Consider the following 25,229-nt stretch of genomic DNA (forward strand, 5'->3'; position numbering starts at 1 on the left):
ATGAATAACAACTGGCTTGAAATAAAAAACTTAGAAGCAATTCCATTATCAGAAATCCCACGTCTCGATATAAATTCTTTTCGAGAGCAATTGGTAAAAAAAATTAAAAGCGGTGAAAGATTAGTTCAGCTATTTGGCAATAAGGATAATGATGATGTGGTTTTATATGGTATAACTGCTAATGATGATAATTCTAAATTGTACCTTGCTTCTTGTATCTTTGATAATAAAAAAGAATATGAATCATTAACTCAAGATGTACCTGCTGCTCATCTTTTTGAAAGAGAGTTTTATGAACAATTTGATATTAAACCGCTTAATCATCCATGGCTAAAACCACTACGCAAAATTAATGCAGAGTTATATAACTTTTTCAAAATGGAAGGAGAAGATGTACACGAAGTTGGTGTTGGTCCAATCCATGCGGGTATAATAGAACCAGGACATTTTCGATTTTCGTGTCATGGTGAAAAAATTTATCATCTGGAAATTCAACTTGGGTTTCAACATAGAGGAATAGAAAAGTTATTTAGAAAAAACAATCCTGTTTATTTATTAAAATTAGCAGAATCAGTTTCTGGCGATAGTGTTATTGCTCATGCGAGTACTTTTGTTCGTGCAGTAGAGTCGCTATCAAATTGTAATGTATCCTACAATGCAAACCTGATAAGAGCAATTGCTTTAGAGTTAGAAAGAATTGCTGTTCATCTTGGTGATTTATCTGCATTATCAAATGATGTTGCGTATTTAACAGGCAGCTCTGTATTTGGTGCATTAAGAACAAAAGTAATAAATACAACAATGTCATTGTGTGGAAATCGATTTGGAAGAGGATTGATTAATTATGGTGGTGTTAATTATGAAATTGATGATGCTCTTAAAAGTAAAATTCTTAACACAATTAATAGTCTTGAAGAAGAAGTTAATTTAGCTTCAGAAGTATTGTTCTCTTCAGCTTCTGTGCTCGAAAGATTTGAAAAAACTGGAATTGTAGATAAAGAAACAGCCATACAAATCGGGATGGTTGGTCCAGCTGCTCGTGCAAGTGGTGTTTCAATTGATGTTCGTGCAGATCATCCCAGTGGAGCTTATCAATATTTTCCTGTTCATAAACTTACATTAAATTCTGGTGATGTTTTTGCAAGAGCCTATATAAGATATGTTGAAATAATACAATCAATTAAAATTATTAGAGAGCAGCTTGAAAATCTTAGTAAAGAAAATATTATTAGCAGCCTGGGAAGCTTAGAGCCAAATAAATTTGTGATTTCTCTTACCGAAGGATGGCGAGGCGAAGTTTCTTATGTAATTCTAACAGATGAAACAGGTAAAATCAAAAAAGTAAAAATAAAAGATCCTTCGTTTAATAATTGGTTTGCATTAGCATTAGCTGTAAGAGGAAATGATATTTCTGATTTTCCATTATGTAACAAAAGCTTTAATCTCTCTTATTGCGGTTTCGATTTATAATTATAATTGGTGATTTTTATGATGAATTTAATAAAATTAAGAAAACAACATGGCTTTCAAACAATAAATGATATTAAGAATGCTTTAATACTTGATACACATAGAGGATTCCCTCTTTTAGATGAATCGAAATGTGAATTAAATTGTTCTGAATGTAAAGAAATTTGTCCAACCGAAGCTATTGAATTAAATCCCCTATCGCTCGACTTGGGCAAATGTATTTTTTGTGGTGAATGTGAAAAAATTTGTAAAGGAAATGGAATAAGGTTTACATCAAATTATAAAATTGCTGCTACCTCAAGAAATAATTTAATTGTAAGCTCACAACAGAGTTATGAAGAGTACGAATTAAAAGCTATTGAGATAAAAGAGAAGATTTATAAACTATTTGGTAGATCATTAAAGCTAAGACAGGTTTCTGCTGGAGGTTGTAATGGATGCGAAATGGAACTGGCAGCAACAACAAATGTTAATTTTGATATTACAAGATTCGGGATAGATTTCGTTGCATCTCCACGTCATGCAGATGGTATTGTAATAACTGGACCAATTACAAAAAATATGGCATCTGCATTACTTGATGCATATAAAAGTATTGGAGAACCTAAAATAGTAATAGCTTTTGGTGCCTGTGCAATTAGTGGTGGAATTTTTTATGAGTCTGATGAGTTAGATCGTTCTTTTATAGAAAATCATAAAGTGGATTTGTATATCCCTGGTTGTCCGCCTCATCCTCTTACTTTTATTAATGCATTATTGAAATACTTAAATATTTGAGTCAATCAAATTGATACTATTCAAAACAATAATTAAGTTTATACTAATTTATTTACTATTTTAGAAGAAATATGAAAACATCCGGTTATATTTTTTTAATATTAGCATGGGGCTCAATTTTTTCACTGGTTGTTTATTGCATTTATAAAATTCTCAGATCGAACAATCAAAAATATGAATGAGAATAGAATTTTATTCCCGCTAAAATTGTTTTATAAACACAACCCAAGCATATAATTTAAACGGTGCATTAATCTATAACATAATTATTGTTGTCTAATCATTGTATTTTTATAAATATTATTAATTCGGAATTTTTATGAACAAGAAAAAGTTGATAAGCTTAATTTCTATTGTAATAATTTTGTTTTTATTTGCATTACCTAAATTAATAATTAATAAAAGCAAGAATTTAAATTCGCCTCAATCAAATCCAAGATCACAACCTCTTGTTGTTAAAGGAATAATTATTAAAGAAGGATACCTGCAAAATAAAATATTTTCAAATGGTACTTTAATGAGTAATGAAGAAGTTGAGCTAAGAACAGAAATAGCAGGAAAAATTACGCAGATTTTATTTGAAGAAGGAAAATATGTAAAAAAGGGAGAACTTTTATTAAAGATTAATGATGCAGAACTTCAGGCAACTTTGAAAAAAAATAAATCGAGAGAAACACTTGCACGAGATAAAGAATATCGATATAAACAATTACTTGAAAAGAATCTTACAAGTCAACAGGATTATGATGTTGCTCTCGGTGAACTAAATTCAGTTCTTGCAGATATTGAATACACACAGGCACAGATTGAAAAAACTGAAATTCGAGCTCCTTTTGATGGAATAATTGGATTAAGATCTGTAAGTGTAGGAAGTTATATCTCTCCTCAAACAAGAATAGCAACTCTTCAAAGTATCAATCCAATGAAAGTCGATTTTGCAGTTCCACAAAAATATTTTGGTTTAATTAAACCAGGAAAAACAGTATATATAAAAATTTCTTCTACTGGAAAGACATACACTGGAAAAGTTTATGCGGTTGAACCAAAAATTGATCCGAATACAAGATCTGTACAGGTTCGTGCAATAGTACCAAATGAAAAAGGAGAGTTAACTCCTGGTGCTTATGTTGAAATTGAGATTGTACTGGAAGAATTTAATAATGCAATTTTAGTTCCTTCAGAAACTATTGTACCAGATATTGAAGGAGAAAAAGTTTTTGTATATCGAAATGGTAAAGCAGTTCCACAAATTGTATCAACTGGAATTAGAACTGAAAAAGAGGTTCAGATACTTGGTGGACTTAATATAGGTGATACATTAATTGTTTCGGGTATCATTCAAATAAAACCAAATGCTCCGGTAAGACTAAGTTCTGTGAATTAAAAAATTTATATTAATAAAGAAAAATTGAAAGACAATTATGAGTTTATCATCAGTTAGCATACGAAGGCCAGTTCTTGCCATTGTAATGTCTCTTACAATAATTTTATTTGGAATAATTGGTTATACATTTTTAGGAGTAAGAGAATATCCAAGCATCGATCCACCAATAATTACAGTCTCCACAACTTATGTTGGTGCAAATGCTGATGTAATTGAATCTCAGATAACCGAACCTCTTGAAGAGCAAATTAATGGAATAGCTGGAATACGTTCATTAACATCTGTTAGTCGTGATGGAAGAAGTGTGATAACTGTTGAATTTGATGTTTCAGTTGACCTTGAAGCAGCTGCCAATGATGTTCGCGATCGGGTTTCGATTGCAAGAGCTCGACTTCCTCAAGATGTAGATCCACCTGTAATATCAAAAGCAGATGCCGATGCAATTCCAATTGTTTTTTTGAATATAAAAAGTGATAAGAAAAACTTATTACAACTTTCAGATATTGCACAAAATATTTTTAAGGAAAGATTACAAACAATTCCTGGAGTAAGTCAGGTTAATATCTGGGGCGAAAGAAGATATTCTATGCGACTATGGATGGATCCTGCTCAATTAGCTGCACACGGAATAACACCACTGGATATAAGAAATGCTCTTAATAGAGAAAATATTGAATTACCATCAGGACGAATTGAAGGAAATAATACAGAACTGACAGTAAGAACTCTTAGTAGATTAACCAGCGAGGAAGATTTTAATAATCTTATTATTAAAGAATCGAATGGTATTATTGTTCGATTGAAAGATGTTGGATATGCACAGCTTTATCCAGAAAATGATCGTTCTATTTTAAGACGAGATGGCACTCCAATGGTTGGGGTAGTTTTAATTCCACAACCTGGTGCAAATCATATTCAAATAGTAGATGAATTTTATAAACGTATTGAACAAATCAAAAAAGATTTACCACCAGATATCGAACTTGGAATCGGTTTTGATGTTACTAAGTATATTCGAAATTCAATTTCTGAAGTTAAAGAAACAATTTTACTTGCATTTGGTCTGGTTATTTTAATTATATTTTTCTTTTTGAGAGATTGGCGTACTACATTAATTCCTATCATAGCTATTCCTGTATCTCTGATTGGTTCTTTCTTTATAATGTATCTGGCTAATTTTTCGATAAATGTGCTTACACTTCTGGGATTGGTACTTGCAATTGGAATTGTTGTTGATGATGCAATTGTTGTACTCGAAAATATTTATAAAAAGATCGAAGAAGGAATGAATCCAATTGAAGCTGCTACAAAAGGATCTTCTGAAATTTTCTTTGCTATAATTTCAACAACAATAACTTTAGCGGCAGTATTTTTACCAATAATGTTTTTACAGGGAATCACAGGAAGATTATTCGTTGAGTTTGGAGTTGTAATAGCAGGATCGGTAATAATTTCTGCATTTGTTGCTTTAACATTAACACCAATGTTAAGTTCTCGATTATTAAAAACAAAAGAAAAACATAGCTGGTTTTATTATAAAACCGAACCAATCTTTTCCTGGCTTGAAGATTTTTATCGAAATACTCTCGAAAGTTTTATGGAGAGAAAATGGCTTGCAATTGTTATAATGATTGTATCTATAATGATTATATATTTAATTGGTACAAATTTACAACAGGAACTCGCTCCAATAGAAGATCGCGGAGAAATTCGTGTTCAATGCACAATGCCAGAAGGTACATCTTTTGAAATGATGGATAGATATATTCAACAATTAGCCAGAACGATTCAGGATTCAATCAAAGAAACAGAGGCTATAATTTCTGTTACGGCTGGTGGCGGTGGTGCAAGCGGTGCAAACACTGGGTTTGTTAGACTTACTCTAACGGATGCTTCTAAACGTAAAAGAAGTCAACAAGAAATTGCTGAACAAATAACTGGCATTACAAGAAGACTTAACGATGCTCGTTCATTCGTTATTCAAAGTCAATCAATTTCAACAAGAAGAGGTGGTTTGCCTGTTCAATATGTTGTTCAAGCACCAGATTTTGAAAAGCTGAGAGAAGTTGTACCAAAATTTTTAGAAGCTGCACAGGAAGATCCTACTTTCGCAACCGTTGATGTTAATCTAAAATTCAATAAACCAGAAATTGTTGTTGAAATTAATAGAACAAAAGCACGTGAACTGGGTGTAACTGCACTGGATATAACTCAAACACTTCAACTTGCATATAGTGGACAGCGTTTCGGTTATTTTATTATGAATGGTAAACAATATCAGGTAATTGGACAGGTACTTCGCGAAAACAGAAATAAACCAGTAGACCTTGCATCTTTATATGTTAGAAATAATCGAGGAGAATTAATTCAACTTGATAATTTAATAACAATGAAAGAAAGAAGTAATCCACCACAACTTTATAGATTTAATCGATATGTTAGTGCAACTTTTTCAGCAAGTTTAGCTCCTGGAAAAACAATTGGTGATGGCATTAAAGCTATGGATAATATTGCTAAAAAAGTTTTAGATGATAATTTCTCCACTGCACTCGAAGGTGCTTCTAAAGATTTTGTTGAGAGTTCATCCAGTTTGTTATTTACTTTCTTACTTGCACTAATATTGATTTATTTAACACTTGCTGCTCAGTTTGAAAGTTTTAGAGATCCATTTATAATTATGTTTACCGTTCCACTTGCAATCGCAGGGGCTGTTTTTTCATTATGGTATTTTAACCAGACTTTAAACATTTTTAGTGAAATTGGTCAAATAATGTTAATTGGACTGGTTACAAAAAATGGAATTTTAATTGTTGAATTTGCAAATCAAAAGAAAGCACAGGGCTTATCTGTAATTGATGCAGTAAAAGAAGCAGCACGTTTGAGATTAAGACCAATTTTGATGACAAGCTTTTCAACTATTCTCGGAACTCTTCCAATAGCTCTGGCTCTTGGAGCTGGCTCAGAAAGTCGTATGTCAATGGGAATCGCTGTAATCGGCGGTTTGATTTTTTCAACATTATTAACACTATATGTAATTCCAGTAGTATATTCATATCTATCAGAAAAAACAAAAACAGTTAGCAACGTAGTTGTTGAAAAAGTTGAAGAAGCATATGTTGCTAAATAAAAACAAGAATAAAACTTGAATAGAGCTTTTCTGTTTAAGTTTTCCGATTGAATTATTTTAAAACAATTTCTTAATTAAAACTATTTATTGTTCTCTATCTCGCCTTATAAATTTATATTGCATCTACATTTTTCATAATATTATAAATGGTGAATTATGCATAATTCCATAAAAGAAAAACCTGCTATATTTTCTTTTTCCAAAAATTTCTGGATAGTTATTCTTATGGAATTCTTCGAAAGAGGTTCTTACTATGGTGTAATGTCTGTACTTTCAGTTTACTTAATATTAAGTAGTAACGAAGGTGGATTGGGTTTTTCTAAAGAAAGTGTTGGTATTATTAAAAGCACAATAACACCACTTCTTTATTTTTTGCCTATTCTTTCTGGAGCAATTGCAGATAGATTTGGTTATCGAAAAACGCTGATGTTTGCTTTTATAATGATGAGTGCTGGTTATTTTTTCACATCATTGTTTTCTTCATATCCATTAGTGTTTGCAAGTTTAATCTTAATGGCAATTGGAGCTGGATTTTTCAAACCAATAATTTCAGGCACAATAGCAAGAACTACTGATAAATCTAATTCTACTTTAGCATTTGGAATTTATTACTGGTCAATAAATCTTGGGGCTTTTTTATTTCCACTTATTCTTGTTCCAATCTTAAAACAAATTTCCTGGTCATATATTTTCATAATGGCTTCTGTTGGAACAGGCTGGCTTTTATTTTTAAATATTTTTGTTTATAAAGAACCAGATAAACCAGAAAACACAAAAGCATTAAAAACTGTTTTGTTTGATATGATTAAAGTTCTTGGCGATTTTAGATTTGTATTTATGATTGTCATCTATTCTGGTTTCTGGATTTTGTACTTTCAACAATTTGATACTGTGTTATGGTATGTAAAAGATTATGTTGATGCCACACCAGTAAATAATATTGTAAATTCTTTTCTATCAATTTTTATTTCTAATCCCGACTGGAAATTTGATGTTGAACATGTAACTGTAATAAATGCTGGAACAATTATTCTTTTGCAAATTTTCATTTCAAATTTTGTTAAAAACTTTAAAGCTTTACCAACAATGATTGCTGGTATAAGTCTCGGTACAATTGGAATGGCAATTCTTGCAATATCAACTCATCCATATGTATTTATACTTGGAATAATTATTTTTTCGATTGGAGAAATGACTGCACATCCAAAATTTATTAGTTATGTTGGTTTGATAGCACCCGAAGATAAAAAAGCACTTTATCTTGGGTATGCATTTTTATATGGCGTGATAGGAAGTGGAATAGGTGGTGTTCTGGGTGCAAATCTTTATGTTCATTTTGTTGATAACTTAAAAAATCCAACAATTCTCTGGATTATCTTTAGTTCAATTGGATTATTAACAATAATAGGTTTGTTACTTTATAATAAATTTTTTGCACCCAAGAATCTTGATGTATAAAGAAATTATTTGTGTGCTAAAAATAAATCAATGTGTTTTTTATTTTAATAAAAAGTGAGGTTATGTTTTCTAATTGACTTTTATTTTTTTGTGTTGGAGTTCTATTAATATCAATATTATTTCATAAATTTTGTTATTCTATTAAAAGATAATCAGAAATAAAATGAAGTATTTATATCCAATTGCATTAATAATTCTATCATTTAATATTTTATTAGCCCAGCAGGAAAATGTACCAATCGATCATAATGTTTATGTTTTTCTGAAAGAAATGAAAGTAAAAAAGATTATATCCTTTATTCATGATGATAATCCTAAAATGTCTCGCTCAGAAGTTAGAAAGTATCTCGAAGTAATTGAATCAAAAAAAGATTTGTTAAGTCAAACTGAAAAAAAGTTATTGAAGAAATTTCAAGATGAATTTTATGATGATAAAGCTGATTCAACCAATACAATGCAGTTTTTAGGTAAAACAGAAAAGTTTTCAAAAGACATTTTTGATATGTTCAGTCAAAAAATAAAATATATTTATGCTTATAGAGAAGAAAAAGCAAATTTATATCTGGAAATGATTGGCAGAGCCATGTATGGTCAAAATATTAAAGAAGAAGTGAATAATTCTGAATTATTTGATATTGGATTTAGATTGCGAGGAACTTTGTTCGATAGATTGGGATATAACTTAACAGTTCAAAAAGGTGCAGTTGCTGGTTCTACAAATTATGCAACAGTATTCGATCCACGTTTGAAATATAATTTCAAGTTCTATGAGAATATAGAAAATGTTAGTAATTATGATTTTACAGAAGGTTATTTAAGATATTACACACAACCAGTTGAAAATATGGATTTATCTTTTCAAATAGGAAGAGAAAAAATAAAATTAGGTTATGGATATGGTAGTAAATTAGTTTTATCTGGTGATCATCCTTATCTCGATTTTATTAGAATGGATTTTAATTATGGCATAATTAGTTTTTCTTCCTTGCATGCAACAACTGTGGGCGAATTTCATGAAGATCGTTCGCTCAATTACACAAAGTTTTATGCATACAACAAAATGAAATTTATGTTTAAGAATTTGTTCGAAGCAGGGATTGGTGAAGCAGTTATTTATACTGGAAGAGGAATTGATTTAGCTTATCTAAATCCATTTGCTTTTTATAAATTCGAGGAGATGTCCCTACAGGATAGAGATAATGGAGTTTTATTTTTAGATTTTCAATCAGACTTTCTTAAAGATATAGAATTTCAGGCTACTTTCTTTTTAGATGAAAATATTCTTTCGCATCTTCAAGATTTAGAATTATTTTCGAACAAAACTGCTTATCAAATAGGAGCGTTCTGGTACTCACCTTTATCAATTAACGATCTATCATTAATACTGGAATACACTAAAATTCGACCGTATGTTTATTCACACACTAATTTGAAAAACTCTTATACAGCACATGGTGAATTACTTGGACACAGAATTGGTCCAAATGCAGATGAAATTTATTTGAGTTTATCATATAACTTAAATGAAAGACTTAGAACAAATTTTCAATATCAACATATACGCAAAGGCAAAAATATTTATGATGCTTCTGGTAATTTAGTTTTTAATGCTGGAGGAAATCCATTTGAAGCGTATCGTTATGAAATTGATCCCCAGTATATTAAATTTTTAGATGGAGAAAGAATTAATCAAGATATATTTGCAATTAATATAAGATATGAACCGTTTAGAGAAGTGTTTTTCGATTTGAATTATAACTATACTATAGAAAAAAGTATTACAAAAAGTAAAAATAGATTTTCGAGTTATGCATATTTAAAAATGTCACTTGAGTTTTAAAATTATGTTTTGAACTATTAATTGGTTTTAATATTATGGAGAGTAAAACTAAATGTGCTTCCTTTTCCCGGTTCACTTTCGACCCAGATTTTTCCACCAAGTTTTTCAATCAATTCCTTGCATATTGATAAACCGAGACCGGTTCCTTTTTCATTTGCAGTTCCACGTGTAGTAAATCCTTTTTCACCACCAAATATTTTAGGTAAATTTTCTTCTGGTATTCCTATGCCATTATCGATTACTTGAATTTTATATCCATCGTTTTCTTTTGTTGCAATTATTTGAATGATTCCTTTGCGGGGTGTATACTTTATTGCATTTGATATTAAGTTTCTCAAAATTGTATTTAATGAATGTTGATCTGTAATTATTTCAAAAGAAGGATCAACTTTTTCTATTATCTTAATCTCTTTATCGTTTATAATGGGCTGATAAAGATTTATAACTTTTTTTACTTCATCAAATAAATTCAATTCTTTTGGTTCTATTTTTATTCTTCCGCTTTCCAATCGAGACCAATCAAGAATGTTTTCCAGAAGTTGAAATTGATTTTTGACTATTACATCAAGACTATGGGCATATTCTTTTATTTCTTGATAAGTAAGATATTCGGCACTTGTTGCCAGTAATTCTGTATATCCAAGGATTGGAGTAAATGGACCCCGAAGATCGTGAGCTAAAATGGAAATGAATTTATCTTTGCTTTTATTTAAATCTTCAAGTTGTTTGGTGTATTTTTTTATTTCTTCTTCTTTTTGCTTTCTATCAGTTATATCTATTTCAATCCCAACAATGTAAGTCTTCCCATTTGAATTATCTTTGATGGGAAATTTGTGAGTAAGCCAGACATACTTTTTCCCTTCAGTTTCAATTGTTTCTTCAAAAACTTTTGATTTCATGCTACTTAAAATTTCGAGATCATTTATTCTTAATTTCTCTACAATTTCTTTATCCCATATATCAGAGTCTTTCAATCCTTTCCATTCACCATTCCTGAAATTTAAAGGTAAGTATTGCTCGGCAATTTTATTCATGTATATTAAGTTTCCCTCGGCATCTTTAATAAAAGTACTCATTGGTGCATTATCGAGAAATTCATAAAATTGTTCTCTACTTAGTTTCAATTCTTTTGTGTGTAAATAGATTTTTCTGAATGAAAAAAGAATTATTAGTAAACCGGAAATCCAGATAAAGGTATGTACAATAATGTTATTTTTTGCCTGTCTACGATAATAATTGTTATAATCCAAAGAAGATATGGCAACACTATAAATGCCTTTAATATCTCCTTCTTTATTTTCGTTAGAATGACAGGTTAAACATTCCTTTTTAATTATTAATGGACGTGCATAACGAAAATATTCATGATTATTTAATGTATCATAAGAAAAGAAATCAATTTTCCCGGCTTTGAATTCATTATAAGCTTTATTTTCAAATTTATCTGGCAAATTTGTTTCTTTAATAGGATTTAAGCTTACAATTCGTGTAATTATATTTTTATCGCTTGAAATAATGATTGGTTGTTTTTTATGTAAAAAAATTGCTGTATCAACAATACCTGAAAGATCTTTTTTTGTGCTTTCTTTTTCTGTGTGGGCTAATAATCGATGAAATAAATCCCAGGTTTTGTTATTTATATCTCTTAGAACAAAGGATTTTGATTCTGTTAACGCAAAGGTAGTTTTTTCTTTTTGTAAATCATTTAATTTCCATATTAAAAAGAAAAGTATTATTAATGTCCATCCAAATATTAAAACCGAAAAGATGAACCTGTAATAGTTCAAAATTTTTTTGGTGTTATCATCTCTATATAGTAGACCAAAGTTTTGTTTATGTTTACTTTTCATATAATTATTTTTTTCTTAAGATAAAGATATTGTTTCTAATATTAATTACAAATTAGGCTGTGTGTTTAAAACTTTGGGGATAGAGGGAAGTAGAGGAACCGATGTTGAGGGCAAAACATCGGCAAGAGGAACTTCCCTCTATTTTTTTAATGAAAGGAATAGATTGAATAGATTTTTTAAATGATTTCATATTTTATGCTTTTACTTATTCAGGATAAATAAAGCAGGATAATTCTTACTTAATTATCGGAAAATTCTTTTTAAAGTTTAATCCGGAATCTATTAAGTTACGAATTAAGACTTAATATTCAATAAACTCAAATACTTGAATAATGAATCATCTAATTTTTATGTGTAACTCTGCCAATTGTGCTTCGTCAACATACGAAGGTGAATCGTCCATTAAAGAGATACCACTTGATGTTTTAGGAAATGCTATTACATCGCGAATAGATGATTTACCAGCAAAGAGCATTACAAGTCGATCGAATCCAAATGCTATACCACCATGAGGTGGAGCACCATATTTAAATGCATTCATCAAGAAACCAAATTTTTCCTGTGCTTCTGCTTCGCTTATTCCGAGTACTTTAAACATCTTTGCCTGTAAATCTGCATTATGAATTCTTATACTACCACCGGCTATTTCATTTCCATTCAAAACAAGATCGTATGCACGAGCTTTTACTTTGAGGGGATCGGTTTCCATTAATGGAATATCTTCAATTCTTGGTGAGGTAAATGGATGATGCATTGCATAATATCGTTTGGTTTCGTCATCCCATTCAAACAATGGAAAGTCTGTTACCCATAATAAAGATGGTTTAGCATCAGGTTTTATTAAGTTCATTCTTTTTGCCATTTCTAAACGAAGAGTTCCCATAATGGAAAGAGTTTTTAATTTTTCGCCAGTTAGTAATAACAATAAATCACCGGGTTGAGCGTTAGTTCTTAGAATTAAATTTTTCTTTTCTTCTTCGCTTAGAAATTTAGCAATAGGAGCTTCTAAATCATTTTCTTTAACACGCATCCAGATTAAACCACCAGCTCCTAATTTTTTTGCATAATCTGTTAAACCATCTAATTGATTTCTTGTATAATCACCGCAGCCCTGTGCTACTAATCCTGTAATTATGCCATTTTTTGATATGGATTCTTTGAAGACACGAAATTCTGAATTTTTAAATACATCATTAAGTGTTATTAATTCAAGACCAAATCTCAAATCTGGTTTATCGCTTCCATATTTTTCCATTGCTTCATCAAAACTTAAACGCGGGAGGGGAGTCTCTAAATCGATATTCCAGATCTCTTTAAAGAAAATTTTCATTAAACCTTCTGCCATTTCAAGAACATCGTCTACATCAACAAAAGACATTTCTACATCAATCTGTGTAAATTCATATTGTCGATCTGCTCTTAAATCTTCATCACGAAAACATTTTACTATTTGGAAATATCTATCGAATCCAGCGACCATTAAAATTTGTTTATAAGTTTGTGGAGATTGAGGGAGAGCATAAAATTTCCCTTTATGAAGTCTGCTTGGTACAAGGAAATCTCTTGCCCCTTCTGGTGTACTTTTCATTAAAACTGGAGTTTCTATTTCAATAAATCCATTTGAGTCAAAATATTTTCTTGTAAGTTGATACATTTTATGTCGAAGCAGTAAATTTTTTTGCATCTCACTTCTTCTTAGATCGAGGTATCGATACTTTAATCGAATATCTTCACTTACATCAATATTGTCTTCAATTTGAAAAGGAGGAGTTTCTGATTGATTGAGAATTATGAGTTTATCTGCCATTACATCTATGTTTCCAGTTTCAATAGAAGGATTTTCTGTACCTTCTGGTCTTCTTCTTACTTTACCTTCTACAGAAATAACGTATTCACTTCTTAATTTTTTTGCCAGTTCGTGAGCTTCGGCATTGTAGCTTGGTTCAAAGACAACCTGAGTTATTCCATAACGATCTCGTAACTCAATAAAAATTACACCACCTAAATCGCGTCTTGTGGCAACCCAGCCGTTAAGAACAACTTCCTGTCCAATGTTTGATTCTCTTAATTCACCGCATGTATGTGTTCTTTTCTTGAATTTCATTTTATAGACTACTCCTTAAATTTATACTGGGAAATCAAAAAAATTTTAGCAAAAATAAAGAATAATTGAAGGTATTACAAATTTTTGAGATTGTTTGAATGTAACATTACCTATATTTGTTAATTAAAATATTTTGTTTAATAAACATTATAAAAATATCATGTTAATTATTGCTGATGAAAACATTCCACAAGTAAAAGATGCTTTCAGTTCTTTTGGAGAAGTAAAATTATTTGCAGGGAGATCAATTACCAATAAAGATTTACTTGATGCTGATGTTCTCCTTGTTCGTTCAGTTACAAAAGTAAATAAAGAATTACTGGAAAATACTAAAATAAAATTTGTTGCAACAGCAACTATTGGTACTGATCATATTGATAAAGAATATTTAAAAGAAAGAAATATAGTTTTTGCAGATGCCGCAGGGTGTAATGCATATTCAGTTGCTGAGTATGTAATTTGTGCTATCGCCAGATTATTTAATATATATAACAAAAAGTTTAATAATTCGAAAATTGGAATAATTGGATATGGTAACATTGGTAAAAAAGTTGCAGCTTTTGCCCGTACATTGGGTTTTAATGTATTGATAAACGATCCACCACTTCAAAGAGAAGGATTTCCAGAAAACTTCTGTTCATTAGAAGAAGCTTTATCTGCTGATGTGATTACATTTCATGTTCCACTTAATTTAGATGGAATCGATAAAACATTTCATTTGCTTGATGAAGAAAAGCTAAACTTAATAAAGAGTGAAGCAATATTAATTAATACTTCGCGTGGACCAGTAGTGGATAACTTGGCTTTAAAGAAAAGATTAATAGAAAAAAATGATCTTTTAACAGTACTTGATGTTTGGGAAAATGAACCACAGATAGATACTCAACTTCTTGGTTTGGTAAATATTTCAACGCCACACATTGCAGGCTATTCTTATGAAGGAAAAATAAATAGTACACTTTTTATATATAATAAGTTTTGTGAATTTATGAATATTGAACCTGCATGGCATCCAGTTGTAAATAATGTAGAAAATAATATTATAACTGTTGATAACAACGAATCATTAGAAAAATTAATTGATAAAATTTGTTCTTATATATATGATATAAATGAAGATAGCAAACTTTTAAAGAAAGCAGTCAATTTTAATACAAATGAGTTGATTAAATATTTTGATAGCCTGAGAAAATATTATAGGATTCGCAGAGAGTTTAATAATTACACAATTAGATTGAGCAAGGAAGACGATAAACTGAAGGAAATTTTAAAGGTTCTTAGACTTCAAATTTAATACCAATTAAGCCAGCCTTTTATTTTTTTGTTCAGATTATTAAAAAATATTTGCACATTTGTTGAATTTGCCTTATATTTTAAACCATAAATTATGAATTACCTAAAAAAATAAGAGTAAATATGTTAGACGAATTAGATATTTCCATACTTAAAAAGCTCCAGGAAAATGGAAGAACTAAAAGGAGCGAATTAGCAGATCTAATAGGTTTATCTCTACCTTCGCTTAGCGAAAGATTGAAAAAGTTAGAAGACAATAACGTAATTGAAGGTTACTATGCAAAGCTCAATCGTCATGTATTTGGTTATGATATTATGGTTTTTATAGTTGTTTTTATGGATTCATCTAAGAATTATGAAAAATTAATTGAGCATGTAAAAAAAACCCCAGAAATTCTGGAATGCCATGCAATTTTAGGTGAAGGTTCACATATTCTTAAAGCTATTGTGAAGGACACAAAGTCATTAGAGCAATTGCTAAGTAAAATTCAATCATGGCAGGGAGTTACAAGAACGGTTACAAATTTTGTATTATCAACTATAAAGGAAACAACTAAAATAAATATCTAAGGAGTAAACTATGGGAAAAACTGACATAACAGTCAAAGATGTACTTTCTTTTATTAAAGAAAATAAAATCGAATTTATCGATTTTAAATTCATGGACTTTCCGGGACAGTGGCAGCATTTTACTGTTCCAGCTTCAGAATTAGATGAATCTTCTTTCGAAAGTGGTTTTGGATTTGATGGTTCATCAATTCGCGGCTGGAAATCCATTAATGAAAGTGATATGTTAATTATCCCTGATCCAACTACAATGTTTGTTGATCCGTTTATAACTGCACCTACAGTTTCACTAATTTGTGATGTTTATGAACCATTAACAAAAGAAAAATATGCCAGATGTCCTAGAAATATTGCACAAAAAGCAGAGGCATATCTGAAATCTACCGGTATAGCAGATACTTCATACTTTGGACCGGAAGCAGAATTTTTCGTATTTGATGATGTAAGATTTGATTCGGGACCAAATTTTGCATTCTATCATCTTGATTCCATCGAAGGCAAATGGAATTCTGGTAAAGAAGAAAATCCAAATCTTGGTTATAAACCAAGATATAAAGAAGGATATTTTCCTGTACCGCCCACAGATAAATTGATGGATTTGAGAAATGAAATGGTTCAGAATTTAATTAAAGTCGGGATCGAAGTTGAAGCACAACATCATGAAGTTGCAAGTGGTGGTCAGTGTGAAATCGATATGAGATTTAAACCATTATTGCGTGCTGCTGATCAGTTGCTGATGTTTAAATATATAGTAAAGAATACTGCAAGAATGCATAACAAAACTGTAACATACATGCCAAAACCAATCTTTGGAGATAATGGTAGTGGAATGCACGTGCATGTAAGTTTATGGCTTAAAGATAAACCATTGTTTGCTGGTGGTGGATATGCTGGATTGAGTGAAACTGCATTATATTTTATTGGTGGATTATTAAAACATGCTCCTTCTCTTTTAGCATTTACAAATCCAACAACAAATTCTTATAAACGACTCGTACCTGGTTTTGAAGCACCTGTAAATTTAGCTTATTCTCAGAGAAATAGAAGTGCTTCAATAAGAATTCCAATGTATTCGACTTCACCAAAAGCAAAAAGAATTGAATTTCGCTGTCCAGATCCATCAGCCAATCCTTATTTAGCTTTCTCTGCAATCTTAATGGCTGGTCTTGATGGTATAATTAATAGAATTGATCCTGGTGAACCACTTGATAAAGATATTTATGATATGTCGCCAGAAGAATTAAAAGGTGTACCATCTACTCCAGAATCTCTGGCTGCAGCATTAAAAGCGCTTGCAGATGATCATGAATATTTACTTAAAGGTGATGTATTTACAGAAGATGTAATCAATGCATGGATAAATTATAAAATTGAAAAAGAAATAAAACCAATGGCATTACGTCCACATCCATTTGAATTTGAGCAATATTTTGATGTATAATTTTTATTCGTAATCATTTATGCCTGCTGAAGTTTTTCAATAAACTTCATGCAGGCTTTTTTATTTAATTTTTCCAGGGAAGTTTTTCCAGATCAACATTTCCACCTGTAAGAATAAGTGCTATATTTTTATTAACAAATTCTTCTTTGTTCTCAAAAATTACAGCCAGTGTAATAGCACTTGATGGTTCTACAATTATTTTCATTCTTTCCCAGATTAACTTCATGCAGTAAATAATTGAATCATCTCTGGCTCTTAAAATTTTATAAACATTTTTTTTGATTATTGAAAAAGTTTTATCGGAAAGTTGTGTTAAAAGTCCATCGCAAATTGTACTGGGATTAATTGAAGGATGTATAAAATTATCTCTTAGAGAACGAAATGCATCATCTGCACCGGATGGTTCTGCCCCAATCACTTTTGTATTAGGTGAAAAATAAATTGTACTCAAACATGTTCCACTCAATAGACCACCTCCACCAACTGGTGCGATTATAAAATCTAATTTCACTTTATTATTCAATTCTTCATAAATTTCTTTTGCACATGTTGCCTGACCAGCAATTACTGAATAATTATCATATGAATGTACAAAAACAGCATTTGTTTCATTAATAATATTTTTTAATGTTTCTTCGCGAGATTTTAGATTGGGTTCACAATAAATAATTTTTCCGCCATAACTTTCAACTGCTGATATTTTTGTTCGTGTTGCAGTTTTTGGCATTACAATATATGCTGGTATATTTCTAATTTTTGCCGAAAGAGCAAGAGCAGCAGCATGATTTCCCGAAGAATGTGTTGCAACTCCGTTTTGTATTTCATCTTCACTTAAAGAAAAAACTGAATTACTTGCACCCCTGATTTTAAAGGCACCAACTTTTTGAAAATTTTCGCACTTGAAAAATAAATTGCAACCAAATAATGAATTGATTGATGAAGATGTTAATATGGGTGTTCGATGAATATAATTTTTTATTCTTTCATGAGCTTCAATAATATCCTGCTTCGATGGTTCTTTTTTTAAAAACATTTTATTAAAAATTGTTTATCGCCATTTAACGGCAAGCAACTCAGTATCAATTCAAATCAGATAAAATACTTTGAAGTTTTTCGAGAGCATTTTGCCAGTCGTTCATTTTATTTTTTTCTCTTTCAATTACATCAGCAGGTGCTTTGGCAACAAAATTTTCATTCGATAATTTTTTCTTTACTGCTTCGAGAGATGATGTAAGTCTTGCAATTTCTTTTTGTATTCTTTGTCTTTCGATATTTAAATCAATTAAACCTTCTAATGGCACAAATATATCACATCCTTTTACTACAGCAGAAGCACTTGCTTTTGGTTTTTGAATATCTGGACTAACAATTAACTGGTCAATTTTTACGAGTGATTTTATGTAATTACTCTGTTCTTCTGTAATTTTATCTGTCTTAAGATAAACATTAATTTGTTTTGAAGGAGGAATATTCATTTCGCCGCGAATATTTCTTAAGGCAGTAACAATATTTTGAACAAATTCAATTTCTTTTTCTGCTTCTTCGTTTATCATGTTTTCATTAAATTCGGGGTAAGCCGAAATTGAAATACTTTCGCCATCTTTCCTTTCGTCGAGCATTTGCCATATTTCTTCTGTTATAAATGGCATAAATGGATGAACAAGTTTTAGCATCTCTTCATATAATAAGATTGCTCTTGTAAGAACAGCAGATTTTACTTCTTCATCGCCATGATAAAGTCTGTATTTGGAAAGTTCAACATACCAATCACAGAAGTCATTCCATACATAAGAATAAATAATTTTTGAAGCTGCATTTACTTCAAAATTATCAATTGCATTTGTGAATTCTTTAATTGTCTTGTGGAATCTTGAGTAAATCCATTTATCTGTAAAATCAATATGTTTATCTTTGAGTGAAAGATCGATTTTTATATTTTGAGCATTCATTAATAAGAATCTTCCAGCATTCCAGATTTTATTTGCAAAGTTTCTACCAATTTCGACCATTTCGTTACTGAAGTGAACATCCTGTCCAAGTGGCGAGATGTAAGTCATTGTAAATCTAAGAGCATCGGCACCAAATTCATTGATTAAATCGAGTGGATCTGGTGAATTGCCGAGTGATTTACTCATTTTTCTTCCCTGAATATCACGAACTGTACTTGTGAAATAAACATCTTTAAATGGTATTTCTTTCATAAAGTGCATACCAGCGATAATCATACGAGCTACCCAGAAGAAAATTATATCTGGAGCAGTAACAAGAAGGTCGGTAGGATAATAATATTTTTGATCGCGTTCGTTAGTAAAGACATCCTGAGCCCATAACCAGCTCGAAGCCCATGTGTCGAGTACATCGTCATCCTGTCGCCAGTTTTCAATATCTTTTGGTGGATCAACTTCGCAATAAATTTCACCTGTTTCTTTGTGATACCAGACAGGGATTCGATGTCCCCACCATAACTGACGTGATATACACCAATCTTTAATATTTGTCATCCAGTGTTCATAAGTTTTAACCCAGTGTTCTGGATGAAATTTTATTTTTCCTTCAAGAACTACTTTTAAAGCTGGTTCAGCTAATTCTTTCATTCTCATGAACCATTGTTCAGAAAGATATGGTTCAATGGGAACATTACCACGTTGTGAATAACCAATTTTTGTAACATAATCTTCTTCTTTAAATAACAATCCAAGTTCTATGAATCGATCAATAACTTTTTTTCTTGCTTCGTATCTATCGAGTCCTTGAAACTCTTTGGGAACATTTCCATTGGTAGTTGCATCTTCGTTAAAGATATTAATTATTTCAAGATTGTGTCTTAAACCCATATCATAATCATTTACATCATGAGCTGGAGTAACTTTTACTGCACCTGTTCCAAATGTCATGTCAACATATTCATCTCCTATTATTGGAATTTCTCTTCCAACAATTGGAAGAATTACTCTTTTTCCAATTAGATGTTTATAACGTTCATCTTTTGGGTTAACAGCCACTGCAGTATCGCCGAGCATTGTTTCGGGACGTGTTGTTGCAACTATAATAAATTCGTTAGAATCTTTTACTGGATATTTTAAGTACCAGAGTTTTCCTTTAACTTCTTTGTAAAAAACTTCTTCATCAGATATTGCAGATCTTGAAGCTGGATCCCAGTTAACCATTCTATAACCACGATAAATGTAACCTTCTTTATAAAGCTTTACGAATGCTTCAATAACTTTTCGATAGTAATGATCGTCCATTGTGAATCGTTCTCGCTGCCAGTCGCAACTTACTCCAAGTTTCTTTAATTGTTGAAATATTATTCCACCATATTTTTCTTTCCATTCATAACAGTATTTAAGAAATTCTTCTCTTGATAGTTGATCTTTAGTGATATTTTTTTCTTTAAGCATTGCCACTACTTTTGCTTCGGTAGCAATAGAAGCATGATCAATTCCCGGAACCCAGCAGGCATTAAAGCCTTTCATTCTTTTGTACCGAATGTAAATATCCTGAAGCGTATTGTTAAGAATATGACCAATATGTAGAATTCCAGTTATGTTTGGTGGAGGAATTACTATTGTGTAAGGAGTTTTTGTTTCATCTACTTCTGAATGATAAAGATTATGATCGTACCAGTATTTATACCATTTATCTTCAACATCTTTTGGGTTATAAGCTTTTGGAATATCAGAAAGATTTTTGGGTCGCATCGATTTCTCAGAATTATTCAAATATTAAATGCAAATATAAGAAAAGCATTTCGTATTTACATTTTGGGAAATTTAATTGAAAAGTAGATTATTCAATCACTCAAATTCTTTATGTCTGGGTATGAAAAACTTTATAAAATCAGATATTTTGCTTTGCTCAAAAATCGGGTTAATAATAAAATTTATAAATTCTGTCAATTTCACTTTTTAATTCTTCTAAATTTATAAATCTGGATTTTCTGATATGTTCTTTCCCATCAATAAATAAGATTATTGTTGGAACAGCAAATATGCTTAATTGTGCTGCCAGTTCTTTCGATTCATTTATATTTACGTAAAGAAAAATTACTTTCGGAAATTCATTCTCAATTAAATCTTTTACTTTTGGCTTTAGAACTTTACAAACATTACAATTATCTGTGCTGAAATATGTAAGCACAAATTTGTGTGATTTGAGATATTCGTAAATTTCTTCAAGACGAATAGTATTATTCATTTGTTTTTGTTTGATGGTTAAGAATTTTCGTTCTTGTTTTCATTGATCTTAAATCTAACTCTCAATACTCCATTTTCATAACTTGTCGATACAATTTTGAAAGCACCAATCTCTCTGGTAGATTTTACATGAGGTCCACTACATAAGCATTTGTCGTAATCTCCAATTTTAATTATGCGTAAAATATCACCGGCTTCTTCTGGAAGACGAGCAAGATTAAAATACTTTGCTGCTTCGTCTCGATTCATAAATTCTTCTGTAATTGGTAAATTCTGCTGGATAAGCGAATTAATTTTTTCTTCTATTGCTTTTATTTCATCATCAGTTAGATTTCTATTAAAATGATAATCACATTTTGATTTTTTCTTTTCAATATGTGCACTGAAAGCACGACCACAACCAAACATTTTATCCATTGTTCCATTTAATAGATGTTCAGCAGAATGCATTGGTGGATAATATTCTTTTGGATTAATGTTGTATTCCATTTTTGTTCCTTCGATTTTTAATCTTTATCTATGTGAAATTCTTTTCCAAGTAAATATTTAAACCAGAATTGAGTTTTCAATTTCAAAGAATGATTTCTTAGTGGCATTGTTATTCCGTGTCTTGCATTTGGATAAATCATTAATTCAAAGTCTTTATTTAGTTTTTGTAATTCATAAATTAATTGAATTGAGTTTTGCATGTGGACATTATCGTCCATAGTTCCATGAGTAATTAATAATTTGCCTTTATAATTTTTTACATAATTGAGCACAGATGAATTTTTATATCCTTCTTCATTTTCATCTGGTTTATCCATATATCTTTCTGTGTAAACATTGTCATAAAGTTTCCAATCCATAACGCCAAATTCTGCTATTCCATATTTAAAATAATCAGCTCCGTAAGTTAAAGCCAGAGCTGTAACATACCCACCATAGCTTCCTCCGGTAATTGCAATTTTATTTGTATCGATGAAAGTTTTTTTCTTAAGCCACTTGACAGCTTCGATGTAATCATGCATTTCCCATTTTCCCAGGTTGCGATGCATTAAATCAATTCCTTTCTTACCAAAGTGACCCGAACCACGATGATCAACTGAGATATAAATTATTCCATATTGTGATAAATAATAAGGCTCAAGCCAATATGGGAATGCATTGCGAACGGTGGGACTTCCAGGTCCACCATAAATCGAAATTATTACAGGATATTTTTTGGTTTCATCAAAATCAGATGGTAAATACCAGATAGCTGGTAGTTGATATCCATCTTCTGTGGGAATTCTGAATAATTCTACTTTTGCAAGTTTATATTCATTCATTATTGGATTTTTTGAATCTCCAATAGTTCTAATTTTTTTTCCATCAATTGAATATAAATCAATTTTAGCTGGTGTTGTTATATTGCTAAATCTATCATAAAAATATTTTCCATCTGGAGAAATAGTACAAGTATGAGTACCTTCAATTGTAGTTATTTGTTTGAGACCTTTGCCATTTAGATTAACAACAAATAAATGTTTTTCAGTTGAATTATCTTTCCAGCCATGAAAATAAACTTTTTCTTTTTTTTCATCTACAAAAGCAATATCAAGGACTGTCAGATTCCCTTCTGTTAATTTTTTCTTGAGCACACCATTCATGTCATAATAATATAGATGATACCAGCCATCAACAGAAGTTCTTAATAGAAATCCATTATTTAAGAAATATAAGTCTTCGAACCATTCAACCCAGGTATTTTGTTTTTCGTTATAAAGTTCTTTTAGTTTTCCTGTTGAAGTATCAACAAAATAAATTATGATATTATTTTGTTCTCTATTCATCCATTGAACAGTAAGATCTTTTCCATCTTTTGTCCAGAAAGGCCAAGCAATATATTGATCTTTATTTTCATCAAAATCTGCCCAGATGGTTTGTAAGTTGTTTAGATTAACGATACCAAATTTTACTTTAGGATTTGGATCGCCTGCTTTAGGATAACGTTGTAATTCTAATTTACCATGTTGTCCATCGGCACGGTAGAGAGGAAATTCAGGTACTGGTGAGTCATCAAATCTCAGGAAACAAATCTTATCGCTATTTGGTGACCACCAGAATGCAGCATATTGACTTGCTCTTCCAAGAATTTCTTCATAATAGACCCACGATGCCCATCCATTATAAATCAAATTACTTCCATCAAAAGTAAGTTGTGTTTCTTTCTGATTTTCTAAATCGAAAACATAGAGATTATTGTTTTTTGTGTAAGCTATCTTTTTTTCATCAGGTGAGAATTTTGGATTTTTTTCTTCAAGAGTATCTCTGGTTAATTGAATGAATTGATTTTTTTCGGTAGAATAAACGTAAAGATCGTTTTGTTGATTAAATAGAAAATACCTGTAATTAGAAGAAGCAATAGCATTTTCTACACTAAATCCATTTGGCAATGATTCATTTATTTTTCTATAGTCAATGAATATTTCTGATGTGCCATCTATTGCATTAACTTTCATTAAAACTGGTTTAAATATCATTTTAGAAGAATCAGTTTTAAGTTCGAGGTAATGAGAATTATCGAGCCAGCCTTTTATTTGAGGAAGAGGATTAATTAATCTTGGTTCGGCAAAATTATATACTTGCTTAAAAGTTAGAGTTTTTTGTTGTGGTAATAAGTTATTGTATAAAAAAGATAAGAATAAAATTGAGAGTAAGAATTTTGTTTTCATTTTAATGCCGAATTATTTATTATAAAATGTTAATTCAAATTACCAGGCATATGCTTCTGGTGCCTGATTACCGGGTCCAGGCCAGATTTCATCAAGTTTTTTCAAAATATCATCAGATAATTTTAAATCGAGTGCTTTAACATTTTCTTCAAGTTGTTCTAAAGTTCTTGGTCCAATAATAGGAGAAGTTACAACAGGATTACTTAATACCCAGGCTAAAGCAACATCAGCTGGCTTTTGATTAATCTCTTTGCATAGTTTTTCATAAGCTTCGAGTTGTGGACGTAATTTTTCAATTGATTTTTGTAATGGTTCTCTTGTTCTTCTTCCTTCTTTAACTCCTTCTAAAACACCGCATAGGATTCCACCACCCAGTGGACTCCATGGAATTAATCCAATACCAAATGCTTTACATGCAGGAATAACTTCGAGTTCAATGTGTCTATTTCTCAGGTTGTAAATACTTTGCTCTGAAACAATTCCCAGAAAATTTCTTTCTCTAGCTTTATAAATTGCTTCTGTTAAATTCCATGCAGCAAAATTTGAACTACCTACATAAATGATTTTTCCTTCTCTTACGAGTTGTTCCATTGCTTGATAAATTTCTTCCCATGGTGTGTTGCGATCGATATGATGCATTTGATATAAATCGATATGATCTGTTTGAAGCCTTCTTAAACTATCTTCACAGGCTTTTCTAATATGATATGCAGAAAGTTTTGAATCGTTTGGACCTTCTCCCATTTTTCCATATACTTTAGTTGCAAGCACAATTTTATCTCTACGACTTTTATCTTCTGTTAGCCATTTGCCAATAATTTGTTCGGTAACTCCTGCCCCTTTTTCCCAACCATATACATTTGCAGTGTCAAAAAAATTTATTCCTAATTCTAAGGCCCGGCTCATTATTCTGAAACTTTCTTCCTCACTTGTATAAGGTCCAAAATTCATTGTGCCGAGACAAAGACGACTGACTTTTAAGCCTGTTCTACCGAGATGTACGTATTCCATATTGATCTCCTTCAA

General features: G+C 30.8%; 17 protein-coding genes. 9 read left to right on the top strand and 8 right to left on the bottom strand.

Features of this window, described 5'->3' with window-relative positions; all coding sequences use genetic code 11:
* From VJY38_RS06400 to VJY38_RS06425, 6 genes are all read left to right on the top strand, one after another.
* Entirely contained in the window at positions 1-1,470 is a 1,470-nt protein-coding gene (locus VJY38_RS06400; RefSeq protein WP_353679848.1) for a hydrogenase large subunit, read from the top strand.
* An 18-nt stretch (positions 1,471-1,488) separates the two neighbouring features.
* The gene (locus VJY38_RS06405) at positions 1,489-2,247 is read left to right on the top strand and encodes an NADH-quinone oxidoreductase subunit B family protein (RefSeq protein WP_353679849.1); all 759 of its coding nucleotides are present in this window, start codon (positions 1,489-1,491) and stop codon (positions 2,245-2,247) included.
* Positions 2,248-2,566: 319 nt separating this feature from the next.
* Positions 2,567-3,631, top strand: coding sequence for an efflux RND transporter periplasmic adaptor subunit (locus VJY38_RS06410; protein ID WP_353679850.1), 1,065 nt, complete (start codon positions 2,567-2,569; stop codon positions 3,629-3,631).
* A gap of 37 nt (positions 3,632-3,668) precedes the next feature.
* Positions 3,669-6,758, top strand: a complete 3,090-nt coding sequence (locus VJY38_RS06415; RefSeq protein WP_353679851.1) for an efflux RND transporter permease subunit — start codon at positions 3,669-3,671, stop codon at positions 6,756-6,758.
* Positions 6,759-6,914: 156 nt separating this feature from the next.
* Entirely contained in the window at positions 6,915-8,216 is a 1,302-nt protein-coding gene (locus VJY38_RS06420; protein ID WP_353679852.1) for an MFS transporter, read from the top strand.
* 163 nt (positions 8,217-8,379) lie between these two features.
* The gene (locus tag VJY38_RS06425; RefSeq protein WP_353679853.1) at positions 8,380-10,056 is read left to right on the top strand and encodes a capsule assembly Wzi family protein; all 1,677 of its coding nucleotides are present in this window, start codon (positions 8,380-8,382) and stop codon (positions 10,054-10,056) included.
* A gap of 17 nt (positions 10,057-10,073) precedes the next feature.
* Here the strand turns inward: VJY38_RS06425 and VJY38_RS06430 are convergent, their stop codons facing one another.
* Together VJY38_RS06430 and aspS are read right to left on the bottom strand one after the other, a co-directional pair.
* Positions 10,074-11,906, bottom strand: coding sequence for an ATP-binding protein (locus VJY38_RS06430; protein ID WP_353679854.1), 1,833 nt, complete (start codon positions 11,904-11,906; stop codon positions 10,074-10,076).
* Positions 11,907-12,243: 337 nt separating this feature from the next.
* A complete protein-coding gene (aspS, locus tag VJY38_RS06435) occupies positions 12,244-14,010 on the bottom strand; it encodes an aspartate--tRNA ligase (protein ID WP_353679855.1) in 1,767 nt (588 codons plus the stop codon).
* A gap of 160 nt (positions 14,011-14,170) precedes the next feature.
* Here aspS and VJY38_RS06440 point away from each other — a divergent pair, with 160 nt between their 5' ends.
* The 3 genes from VJY38_RS06440 to glnA all read left to right on the top strand — a co-directional run bounded on the left by VJY38_RS06440 (position 14,171) and on the right by glnA (position 17,311).
* A complete protein-coding gene (locus tag VJY38_RS06440) occupies positions 14,171-15,304 on the top strand; it encodes a 4-phosphoerythronate dehydrogenase (RefSeq protein ID WP_353679856.1) in 1,134 nt (377 codons plus the stop codon).
* Between the two features lie 122 nt (positions 15,305-15,426).
* Positions 15,427-15,873 (top strand): Lrp/AsnC family transcriptional regulator, encoded by a 447-nt coding sequence (locus VJY38_RS06445; protein WP_353679857.1) that lies wholly within the window; start codon positions 15,427-15,429, stop codon positions 15,871-15,873.
* A 10-nt stretch (positions 15,874-15,883) separates the two neighbouring features.
* Positions 15,884-17,311 carry a type I glutamate--ammonia ligase gene (glnA, locus tag VJY38_RS06450; RefSeq protein ID WP_353679858.1) on the top strand — a complete coding sequence of 476 codons (1,428 nt, stop codon included), beginning with the start codon at positions 15,884-15,886 and terminating at the stop codon, positions 17,309-17,311.
* A 64-nt stretch (positions 17,312-17,375) separates the two neighbouring features.
* Here glnA and VJY38_RS06455 read toward each other — a convergent pair whose 3' ends face one another.
* From VJY38_RS06455 to VJY38_RS06480, 6 genes are all read right to left on the bottom strand, one after another.
* The gene (locus tag VJY38_RS06455) at positions 17,376-18,344 is read right to left on the bottom strand and encodes a pyridoxal-phosphate dependent enzyme (RefSeq protein ID WP_353679859.1); all 969 of its coding nucleotides are present in this window, start codon (positions 18,342-18,344) and stop codon (positions 17,376-17,378) included.
* Between the two features lie 46 nt (positions 18,345-18,390).
* Complete coding sequence (locus tag VJY38_RS06460) at positions 18,391-21,012, bottom strand: valine--tRNA ligase (protein ID WP_353679860.1); 2,622 nt, start codon at positions 21,010-21,012, stop codon at positions 18,391-18,393.
* A gap of 169 nt (positions 21,013-21,181) precedes the next feature.
* Entirely contained in the window at positions 21,182-21,508 is a 327-nt protein-coding gene (locus VJY38_RS06465; protein ID WP_353679861.1) for a thioredoxin family protein, read from the bottom strand.
* Positions 21,509-21,525: 17 nt separating this feature from the next.
* A complete protein-coding gene (locus VJY38_RS06470; RefSeq protein WP_353679862.1) occupies positions 21,526-21,996 on the bottom strand; it encodes an alanyl-tRNA editing protein in 471 nt (156 codons plus the stop codon).
* Between the two features lie 17 nt (positions 21,997-22,013).
* On the bottom strand, positions 22,014-24,203 hold the full coding sequence (locus tag VJY38_RS06475) for a S9 family peptidase (protein ID WP_353679863.1): 2,190 nt from the start codon (positions 24,201-24,203) through the stop codon (positions 22,014-22,016).
* Between the two features lie 39 nt (positions 24,204-24,242).
* Complete coding sequence (locus VJY38_RS06480; RefSeq protein WP_353679864.1) at positions 24,243-25,214, bottom strand: aldo/keto reductase; 972 nt, start codon at positions 25,212-25,214, stop codon at positions 24,243-24,245.
* Positions 25,215-25,229: the final 15 nt, after the last annotated feature.

It is taken from the genome of Rosettibacter firmus (assembly GCF_036860695.1).
Taxonomy (GTDB): Bacteria; Bacteroidota; Ignavibacteria; order Ignavibacteriales; family Melioribacteraceae; genus Rosettibacter; species Rosettibacter firmus.

Bases quoted from the DNA above. Each gene is read 5' to 3' on its own strand.
- VJY38_RS06400 (WP_353679848.1), top strand. From the start codon at position 1: ATGAATAACAACTGGCTTGAAATAAAAAACTTAGAAGCAATTCCATTA.
- VJY38_RS06405 (WP_353679849.1), top strand. From the start codon at position 1,489: ATGATGAATTTAATAAAATTAAGAAAACAACATGGCTTTCAAACAATA.
- VJY38_RS06410 (WP_353679850.1), top strand. From the start codon at position 2,567: ATGAACAAGAAAAAGTTGATAAGCTTAATTTCTATTGTAATAATTTTG.
- VJY38_RS06415 (WP_353679851.1), top strand. From the start codon at position 3,669: ATGAGTTTATCATCAGTTAGCATACGAAGGCCAGTTCTTGCCATTGTA.
- VJY38_RS06420 (WP_353679852.1), top strand. From the start codon at position 6,915: ATGCATAATTCCATAAAAGAAAAACCTGCTATATTTTCTTTTTCCAAA.
- VJY38_RS06425 (WP_353679853.1), top strand. From the start codon at position 8,380: ATGAAGTATTTATATCCAATTGCATTAATAATTCTATCATTTAATATT.
- VJY38_RS06430 (WP_353679854.1), bottom strand. From the start codon at position 11,906: ATGAAAAGTAAACATAAACAAAACTTTGGTCTACTATATAGAGATGAT.
- aspS (WP_353679855.1), bottom strand. From the start codon at position 14,010: ATGAAATTCAAGAAAAGAACACATACATGCGGTGAATTAAGAGAATCA.
- VJY38_RS06440 (WP_353679856.1), top strand. From the start codon at position 14,171: ATGTTAATTATTGCTGATGAAAACATTCCACAAGTAAAAGATGCTTTC.
- VJY38_RS06445 (WP_353679857.1), top strand. From the start codon at position 15,427: ATGTTAGACGAATTAGATATTTCCATACTTAAAAAGCTCCAGGAAAAT.
- glnA (WP_353679858.1), top strand. From the start codon at position 15,884: ATGGGAAAAACTGACATAACAGTCAAAGATGTACTTTCTTTTATTAAA.
- VJY38_RS06455 (WP_353679859.1), bottom strand. From the start codon at position 18,344: ATGTTTTTAAAAAAAGAACCATCGAAGCAGGATATTATTGAAGCTCAT.
- VJY38_RS06460 (WP_353679860.1), bottom strand. From the start codon at position 21,012: ATGCGACCCAAAAATCTTTCTGATATTCCAAAAGCTTATAACCCAAAA.
- VJY38_RS06465 (WP_353679861.1), bottom strand. From the start codon at position 21,508: ATGAATAATACTATTCGTCTTGAAGAAATTTACGAATATCTCAAATCA.
- VJY38_RS06470 (WP_353679862.1), bottom strand. From the start codon at position 21,996: ATGGAATACAACATTAATCCAAAAGAATATTATCCACCAATGCATTCT.
- VJY38_RS06475 (WP_353679863.1), bottom strand. From the start codon at position 24,203: ATGAAAACAAAATTCTTACTCTCAATTTTATTCTTATCTTTTTTATAC.
- VJY38_RS06480 (WP_353679864.1), bottom strand. From the start codon at position 25,214: ATGGAATACGTACATCTCGGTAGAACAGGCTTAAAAGTCAGTCGTCTT.